Here is an 8,374-nt window from a genome sequence, read left to right as displayed (position 1 = left end):
CGTGCTGACGGCCGCTCAGGCCGTGACGGTCACTCGTGCGCGCCGCGCTTGCGGCGACGGTTGGCCAGCGCGAGCACGCCGCCGCCGAGGAGGATCGCGGCGCCGCCGGCGGTCGCCGTGGTGTCCAGGCCGTCCGCGCCGGTGGAGGCGAGGCTGCCGCCGACCGCGGAGGTCGACGCGGACGTCGACGGGGAGGCGGTGGCACCGGTGGACGGCGAGGTGCTGGGCGTGGCGGCCGGGGAGCCCGAGGCCGAGGAGCTCGGGGTGGGCGTGCCGGGCGAGGCGGAGCCGCCCGGCACGGTCGGCCGGGTGGTGTTCATCGTGGTGCCCAGCGGGATGACCACCTCGTTGTTGCTCTTGTTCGGGTCCCACGGCATGCCGCTGTCCTGGCCGTCCTCACCGATGGACGGGAGGGTGACCTTGGCCGACAGGCCGGCGTTGTGGTCGAGGTCCAGGGTGAAGAAAGACCAGTAGTGCTGCCCGCTCCTGATGTACGGGTTGGTGGTGCAGTCCCAGACGGTCACCGCCGGGTCCTGGTTCTGCTGGTTGAGCCGGCACGCCGGCTGCGAGCCGTTGAGGATCTTGACGGCCTTCGGGACCGTCACCCGGATGATCGCCGGGTACGAGCCGGAGCGCCAGAAGATGGACGCGGGGCCGTTGTCGGCCATGCCGACGGTGAGCTCGCCCAGGCCGCTGCCCTGGTCCGGGGCCCATCCGCCCTCCACCGAGAAGTCCGCGGTGTTCGGGACGACCGCTTCGAGCGCGGCCGCGTTGTTGCGGTCGAAGTCGATCACGCCGTTCGGCGCGCCCTGGGTCTCCGGCTTGCCGACGGTGAGCCTGGGGCCGCCGGTCGGGCCGGGGGTGAACGTGTAGCCGCCGAGCCAGCCGTCCTTCGCCGGTGCGGTGGCGGTGACCCGGACGTCCTCGTACGCGTAGTACGCCGTGGAGTCGACCTTGAACCCGATCGGGTCCAGGTGGACCGTCTCACCGGCCGCCACCTCGGAGTGGACGGTGCAGATCACCACGGCGCCGTCGGCGCTGGTGCCGTACTCGCAGTTGGAGAAGCGCGGGACGAAGGACAGGTCCATCCCGCCGGTGAAGGTGAAGTGCAGCTGAGAGGCCGGGAGTTGGCCCTTGTTGGTGACGGTGAGGTCGGGCGTCCAGGTGTCGCCCGGCTTGAGGCCGCGGTTGGTGTCGACCTCCTTCACGGTCAGGTTGCTGCCGCCGAGGGTCACCTTGGTGTCCGCGGTGGCGGTCCGGCCGTCGAACACCGCGGTGGTGTGCAGCACGGCGCTGCTGCCGGCCTCGCGGGCGGCGGCGGGGCCGTACAGGTAGTAGCGCAGGTCCAGCTTGCCGTCGTACATGGTCTGCATGTCGCAGGTCAGCACCTGGCCGGCGATCGTGCAGCCGGACTGCGGCATGACGGAGGCGATGCCCTGCAGCGGGGCGAGGTCGACCGTGACGCGGCCCATGGCGGGCGCAGGGTGGTCGCTGAGCGTCAGGTGGAGCTGGACCGCGGTGGAGCCGCTGCCGTGGTCCGGCGCGGTGGACGACGGGTCCACGGCGACGGAGCCCGGGGCCTCGATCTTCAGCGTGGCATCGGCGGCGTGCGCCGGAATCGCTGCGGCACTGCCCAGGGCGAGCACGGCCAGGGCCGAGGCGAGCCCGAGCGAGCGGGAGCGCGAGATGTGCATCTTCCCCCCAGAAAGAATCGTGTGCACATGATGTGCGCGCCCGACGTTAGGGGGCGGATCCGAACGCTGTTCCGGCCCGAATCGGACACTTCGGGGCAGGATCGTTCGTATCGGTCCGGGATCGTTACCCGAGCGTTAGCGGGCCTCCGCAGGGAGGTGAAGTGAATGACGAGGCGTCAGTTGCCGTGCCGGGTGGTCCCGGAGAGGAAGGGTCGGCGGGCGGGGCGGTCGGGCCGCCGATGGGAAAGCCCCCTCCGGGGAGGGGGCCGGGGGCGACGGGGCGTCAGCCGTCGGTGCCGGTGGCGAGTTCCTGCTGGTCGGTGTCGGTGGGGGGTTCGGGGGCGGGGCGGGTGCGGCGGCCGAAGAGCTCGGCGGGGGTGGGCATCCGGCGCGGGCGGGGGCGGTCGGCGGGGGACTGCGGGTGCTGGTCGCTCATCGGGAACCGTCCTCCAACTGGGATGGCGGGGTGGGGTTCGGACGCGGGGCTCGGTACGGCGGCGAGGTGGCGCTGCCCGGAGCCGAGGGAGAGCCGCTCGCGGACCTCCGCCTCGGCGAGTGCGTGGCAGCGCCCGGCGAGGCGGGAGCGGCGGGCGTGCTCGTGCTGTCCGCACGGCTGGCGGGACAGGGCGCGCAGGGCGGAGAGGTCCTCGGCGGTGGGCAGGTAGCCGTCGGTGACGGCCTCCTCCAGCCGCTCCAGGTAGCCGCCCGCGCTGCCCGGCAGCGCGGAGCGGTAGCGGCCCAGGTCGGCCAGCAGGAAGGAGCGCAGCCGCCCGCCCTCCTGGACCGCCTCGTCGATGGCCTCGGTGAGCCGAAGCGCGTCCTGGACGTCCTCGGCCCACAGTTCGCCCGCGGCGGTGGGGATCGGGAGCCGGTCGGGCGCGGCCGGATAGAGGGCTTGGGCGAGGACACGGCGCAGCACCCGGACTTCGTCGGCGCTGAAGGCCATGCCGCCGCGCGATCCGTGTGGCGTTGGCATGGCTCGACAGTACGTGGCGTACGTCCGACTTATGGCGATTGAGGACGTGTTTGTCCCGATTGGCCTATGAGATGGTGCATCTGACGTCCGGTCGGCGGTCGCCCGACGGCCGACCGGACGTCAGCCGCCGTCAGGCGGTGGCCGGCCGGTTGCGCTCGAAGATCAGGCGCAGGCCGATCAGGGTCAGCCACGGCTCGTGCACGTCGATCGAGTCGGCCTCGCCGAGGACCAGCGGGGCCAGGCCGCCGGTGGCGATCACCTGGACGTCGTTCGGGTCCTTGGCGAGTTCCTTGGCCATCCGGTTGACCAGGCCGTCGACCTGCCCGGCGAAGCCGTACAGGATGCCCGACTGCATGCCCTCGACGGTGTTCTTGCCGATCACGTTGCGCGGGCGGGCCAGCTCGATCTTGCGGAGCATCGCGGTGCGGCCGCCCAGGGCGTCGACCGAGATCTCGATGCCCGGGGCGATCGCACCGCCCACGTAGTCGCCGCGCGCGTTGATCGCGTCGAAGGTGGTGGCGGTGCCGAAGTCGACCACGATGCACGGCCCGCCGTACAGGTGGTTCGCGGCCAGCGCGTTGACGATCCGGTCCGCGCCGACCTCCTTCGGGTTGTCCATCAGCACGTGCACGCCGGTCTTCACGCCCGGCTCCACGATCACCGCCGGCACGTCCCCGTAGTACCGGCGGGTCACCTCGCGCAGCTCGTGCAGCACCGCCGGCACCGAGGAGCAGATCGCCAGGCCGGCCACCCGGTCGTCCGCCGAGACGATCGGGTGGGCGCCCATCAACCCCTGGAGCAGCACCGCCATTTCGTCGGCGGTGCGGCGCGGGTCGGTGGAGATCCGCCAGTGCTCGACGATCTCCTCGCCGTCGAACAGGCCGAGCGTGGTCTGGGTGTTGCCGACGTCGATGGTGAGGAGCATGGGGCGCTTTCTGCTTGGAAGGGTCAGGAACTGCGGAGGTCCAGGCCGATGTCCAGGATCGGCGAGGAGTGCGTCAGGGCGCCGACGGCCAGGAAGTCGACACCAGTCTCCGCGACCTCGCGCGCCGTGGCCAGGGTCAGACCGCCGGAAGCCTCCAGCTTGGCCCGGCCCGCGACCAGGGCGACCGCCTCGCGCAGCTGCTCGGTGCTGAAGTTGTCCAGCAGGATCAGGTCCGCGCCGGCCTCCAGCACCGGGGTGATCTGCTCGATGGTGTCGACCTCGACCTCGATCGGCAGCTCCGGGAACGCGGCCCGGACGGCGGTGAACGCCTCGGCGACGCCGCCGGCGGCCACCACGTGGTTGTCCTTCACCAGCGCCGCGTCCGAGAGCGCCATCCGGTGGTTGGCGCCGCCGCCCGCACGGACCGCGAACTTCTCCAGCGCGCGCAGGCCCGGCGTGGTCTTGCGGGTGTCCCGGACGACCGCCCCGGTGCCCTCCAGGGCGTCCGCCCAGGCGCGGGTGGCGGTGGCGATGCCGGACAGGTGGCACAGCAGGTTGAGCGCCGAACGCTCGGCGGTGAGCAGGTCCCGGGTGCGGCTGCGCACCGAGAGCAGCACCTGGCCGGCCTCGACCGCGGCGCCGTCCTCGACGTGCCGCTCGACCTCGAACTCGTCCTCGCAGACCAGCGAGACGACCGCCTCGGCGACCCGCAGACCCGCGACGACGCCCGCCTGGCGGGCCGTGAAGTCCGCGGTTGCGACGGCCTCGGCGGGGACGGTCGCCACCGAGGTGACGTCCTCGCCGCCGGCCAGGTCCTCGGACAGGGCCATCATCGCCACGTCCTCGACCTCGACCGGGTCCAGGCCCGCCGCCTCCAGCAGCTCGGCCAGCGCCGGGTCCAGCCCGGTCTCGTACACCTCGCCGTCACCGCACGCGCAGCCGTCGCCGCAACCGCCTTCGGCGGACTCGGCGGTGAGGAGGGGGAGTTCGTCGTGGGACATCTAGGGGGCTCCAAGAGGGGAGTGAACCAGGGACGCGGGGAACTGCGCGAGGTCGGGAGGGAGAGGAGTCGGATCCGGTGTCGGCCGGGCTGGGCTCCTCGGGGCGGTGCAACTGGCTGTCGGGTCAAAGGTATTCGGTCGGTCGACCGGCGCTTCGCCCAGTTCGCCGCGCCCCTGCGGGGCGCGATGAACGCGGGGACGCCGGTCAGTCGCCGAGCGGGTGGGTGATGTGGTGCTGCCAGTGGGTGTCGTCGCGGTCGGGGAAGTCCTCGCGCCAGTGGCAGCCGCGGGTCTCCTCGCGGAGCGCCGCGGCGGCGGTGAGGGCGGTGGCGACCTGGTGGAGGTTGGTGGCCTCCCAGGTCTCGACGGAGGGCGGGGCGGGGTGGGCCGGGTCGGCCAGGGCCGCCAGGCCCTTCGCGGTGGCGGACAGCGACTCCGCCGAGCGGATCACGCTCGCGCCGGTGGACATCAGGTGCTGGATCGCGCCGCGGCTCTCCGCCGGCAGCAGCGGAACGGGCGCGGCGGCGTGCGCCGCGTCCGTGTTGACGGTGCGGGCGGGGAGCCGGCCGGCCTCGGCGAGCCCGGCCAGGTCGGCGGCGATCCGCTCGGCGAACACCAGGCCTTCGAGCAGCGAGTTGGAGGCGAGGCGGTTGGCGCCGTGCACGCCGGTGCAGGCCACCTCGCCGCAGGCGTACAGGCCGGGGACGGTGGTGCGGCCGTGCAGGTCGGTGCGGATGCCGCCGGAGGCGTAGTGCGCGGCGGGGGCGACCGGTATCGGCTCGGTGACCGGGTCGATGCCGTGGGTGCGGCAGGCGGCCAGGATGGTCGGGAAGCGGTGCTCCCACATCCGGGCGCCGAAGTGCCGACCGTCCAGGTACATGTGTTCGGTGTCCTGGGCGAGCATCCGGCGGGTGATGGCCTTGGCGACGATGTCGCGCGGGGCGAGTTCGGCGAGCTCGTGCTGGCCGAGCATGAAGCGCACGCCGTCGGCGTCCACCAGGTGCGCGCCCTCGCCGCGGACGGCCTCGGAGACCAACGGCTGCTGGCCCTGCGCGTCCGCGCCGAGGAACAGCACGGTGGGGTGGAACTGCACGAACTCCAGGTCGGTGACCTCGGCGCCGGCCCGCAGGGCGAGCCCGACGCCGTCGCCGGTGGAGACCGCCGGGTTGGTGGTGGCGGAGAACACCTGGCCCATGCCGCCGGACGCCAGCACCACGGCACGGGCCAGGATCGCGCCGACGCCGTCCCGCTGGCCCTCGCCCATCACGTGCAGGGTGACGCCGGAGGCGTGGCCGCCGGCGTCGGTGAGCAGGTCCAGGACCAGGGCGTGCTCGATGAGTTCGAGGCCCGGGTCGGCCTCGACGGCGGCGACCAGGGCGCGTTCGATCTCGGCGCCGGTGGCGTCGCCGCCGGCGTGCGCGATCCGCCGCCGGTGGTGGCCGCCCTCACGGGTGAGGACGATCTCGCCGTCCTCGTCCAGGTCGAACTCGGCGCCCACCTCGATGAGCCGGCGCACCGCGTCCGGCCCCTCGGTGACCAGCGTCCGGACCGCGTCCTCGTCGCACAGCCCGGCCCCGGCGACCAGGGTGTCCTGGAGGTGCTGCTCGGGGGTGTCGCCCTCGCCCAGGGCGGCGGCGATGCCGCCCTGGGCCCAGCGGGTGGAGCCGTCGTCGAGCATCGACTTGGTGACCACCATGGCCCGCAGGCCGGCCTTGCGGACGTTCAGCGCGACGGTGAGCCCGGCCACGCCGGAGCCGACCACGACGACGTCGGTGCTCGTGGTCCAGCCGGGGGCGGGGGCGGTCAGGCGGTGCGACATGGCTTCAGCTGCTCCTTCAGTGCGCGGCGACGGCCGCGCCGTCGGCCCCACCGTACGCGGCGTCGCCGCGCAGCAGTCCGCTGCCCTCGGGGGCGTCCGCGGGGTCGCCGCCCAGGCCGGTGATCCGGTTGTGCTCGTCCACGAACACCACCTTCGGCAGGTAGCCCTTGGCCTCGGCGGTGTCCATCTGCCCGTAGGCGATCAGGATCACCAGGTCGCCGGGGTGGACCAGCCGGGCGGCGGCGCCGTTGATGCCGATGATGCCGGAGCCGCGCGGGCCGGCGATGGTGTACGTCTCCAGCCGGGCGCCGTTGTTGATGTCGACGATGTGGACCAGCTCGCCGGGGAGCAGGTCCGCGGCGTCGAGCAGGTCCTCGTCGACCGTCACCGATCCCACGTAGTGCAGGTCGGCCTGGGTGACGGTGGCACGGTGGATCTTGGACTTGAGCATGGTGCGGAGCATGTGGTCACGCCTCTCTGAGTGCATGCCGGGGCTACTGCCGAATCTACTTACCGAACGATGATGCTCACGTTGTCGATCAGCCGGGTCGAGCCGACCTTGGCCGCGAGCGCGAGCACCGCCTCGCCCTGGAAGTCGTCCGGCGCCTCGGTGAAGGACATCGGATCGATCAGGGCGAGGTAGTCGAGGGAGATGCCGTCCGCGCCGTCCAGCACGGCGGCGGCCGCCTCGCGGACGGCCTCGGCGCCCTTGGCGCCGGCGTCACGGCCGGCGAACAGGGCGCGGGACAGCGCGAGCGCCTGGGTGCGCTCGTCGTCGGAGAGGAAGCGGTTGCGGGAGGACAGCGCCAGGCCGTCCTCCTCGCGGACGGTCGGGACGCCGACGATCTCCACGTCGAAGTCCAGGTCCGCGACCATCCGGCGGATGATCGCCAGCTGCTGGGCGTCCTTCTCGCCGAAGACCGCGAAGTCCGGGTCGGTGATGTGCAGCAGCTTGGCGACCACGGTCAGCATGCCGTCGAAGTGGCCGGGGCGGGACGCGCCCTCGAAGCCCTCGCCCATCGGGCCCGCCGAGAGCCGCACCAGCGGCTCGCCGTTCGGGTACACCTCGTCCACGGACGGGGCGAACACCACGTCCGCGCCCATCTCCTCGGCGAGCGCGACGTCCGCCTCCAGGGAGCGCGGGTAGCGGTCCAGGTCCTCGCCGGCGCCGAACTGCAGCGGGTTCACGAACACCGTGACGGCCACCCGGCCGTCCTTGCCGACCTGGCGGCGGGCCTCCCGGACCAGCGCCGCGTGGCCCTGGTGCAGCGCGCCCATGGTCATCACCACGGCGTTGTCCACCGGCTGCTCGTCCGGCCAGAACGCCGCCTCGAACTCCTCCACGGTGCGGGTCAGCACCGCCTTGCGGACCTTCGGGGCCTTCGGGGCCTTCGCCGGGCGCCTGTCGCGTGCCATCAGTGCTTCTCCTCGTTCAGTACGTCCAGCAGCGCCGCCGCCGGTTCCGGCTTCAACGATCCGTTGGCGACCGCACGTTGCGCGGTCGCCTTCGCCATCGCCCGGTAGGCCTGGCCGATGTCCGGGGTCACGGTGGCGAGTCGGTCGAGGTGCTTGCGCACCGTCCCCACGTCGCCCCGGGCGACCGGGCCGGTGAGGGCCAGGTCACCGGAGCGCAGGGCGTTGTCCAGGGCCGCGCCGAGCAGCGGGCCGAGCATCTGGCCGGGCTCGGCGACGCCCGCGGTGCGCAACAGCTCCATCGCCTGCGCGACCAGCGTGACCAGGTGGTTCGCGCCGTGCGCGAGAGCCGTGTGGTACAGCGGCCGGACGTCCTCGGGGATCCAGGACGGCTCGCCGCCCATCTCCACCACCAGGGCCTCCGCGACCGGACGCAGCTCCTCGGGCGCCGTCACCCCGAACGGGCAGCCGGCCAGCCGGGCCACGTCCACCGAGGTGCCGGTGAACGTCATCGCCGGGTGCAGCGCCAACGGCAGCGCGCCCTTG

Annotated in this window: 8 protein-coding genes; all 8 read right to left on the bottom strand. The window is 73.2% G+C overall.

Translation table 11 applies throughout. The annotated features are described in order from the left end of the window. Positions 1-29 precede the first annotated feature (29 nt). The gene (locus IEZ12_RS09335; RefSeq protein WP_189271563.1) at positions 30-1,694 is read right to left on the bottom strand and encodes a hypothetical protein; all 1,665 of its coding nucleotides are present in this window, start codon (positions 1,692-1,694) and stop codon (positions 30-32) included. A gap of 283 nt (positions 1,695-1,977) precedes the next feature. After that, positions 1,978-2,670 carry a hypothetical protein gene (locus tag IEZ12_RS09330; protein ID WP_052509634.1) on the bottom strand — a complete coding sequence of 231 codons (693 nt, stop codon included), beginning with the start codon at positions 2,668-2,670 and terminating at the stop codon, positions 1,978-1,980. Between the two features lie 130 nt (positions 2,671-2,800). Beyond that, positions 2,801-3,595: a type III pantothenate kinase gene (locus tag IEZ12_RS09325; RefSeq protein WP_035863765.1), complete on the bottom strand. Its 795-nt coding sequence runs from the start codon at positions 3,593-3,595 to the stop codon at positions 2,801-2,803. A gap of 23 nt (positions 3,596-3,618) precedes the next feature. After that, complete coding sequence (gene nadC, locus IEZ12_RS09320) at positions 3,619-4,596, bottom strand: carboxylating nicotinate-nucleotide diphosphorylase (protein WP_043914834.1); 978 nt, start codon at positions 4,594-4,596, stop codon at positions 3,619-3,621. A gap of 205 nt (positions 4,597-4,801) precedes the next feature. After that, positions 4,802-6,415 carry an L-aspartate oxidase gene (locus IEZ12_RS09315; protein ID WP_043914831.1) on the bottom strand — a complete coding sequence of 538 codons (1,614 nt, stop codon included), beginning with the start codon at positions 6,413-6,415 and terminating at the stop codon, positions 4,802-4,804. 16 nt (positions 6,416-6,431) lie between these two features. Then, a complete protein-coding gene (panD, locus tag IEZ12_RS09310) occupies positions 6,432-6,878 on the bottom strand; it encodes an aspartate 1-decarboxylase (protein WP_043914829.1) in 447 nt (148 codons plus the stop codon). A 47-nt stretch (positions 6,879-6,925) separates the two neighbouring features. Then, entirely contained in the window at positions 6,926-7,831 is a 906-nt protein-coding gene (gene panC / locus IEZ12_RS09305; RefSeq protein WP_189271562.1) for a pantoate--beta-alanine ligase, read from the bottom strand. Further along, positions 7,831-8,374, bottom strand: a 544-nt coding sequence (locus IEZ12_RS38045) for a Rossmann-like and DUF2520 domain-containing protein (RefSeq protein ID WP_229847360.1), incomplete at its 5' end; no start/stop codon positions are given. The genes IEZ12_RS38045 and panC, both read right to left, overlap by 1 nt.

Origin of the sequence: Kitasatospora griseola (genome assembly GCF_014648555.1) — a bacterium.
GTDB classification, from domain to species: domain Bacteria; phylum Actinomycetota; class Actinomycetes; order Streptomycetales; family Streptomycetaceae; genus Kitasatospora; species Kitasatospora griseola.
This window is presented reverse-complemented; position numbering and strand designations above follow the sequence as displayed.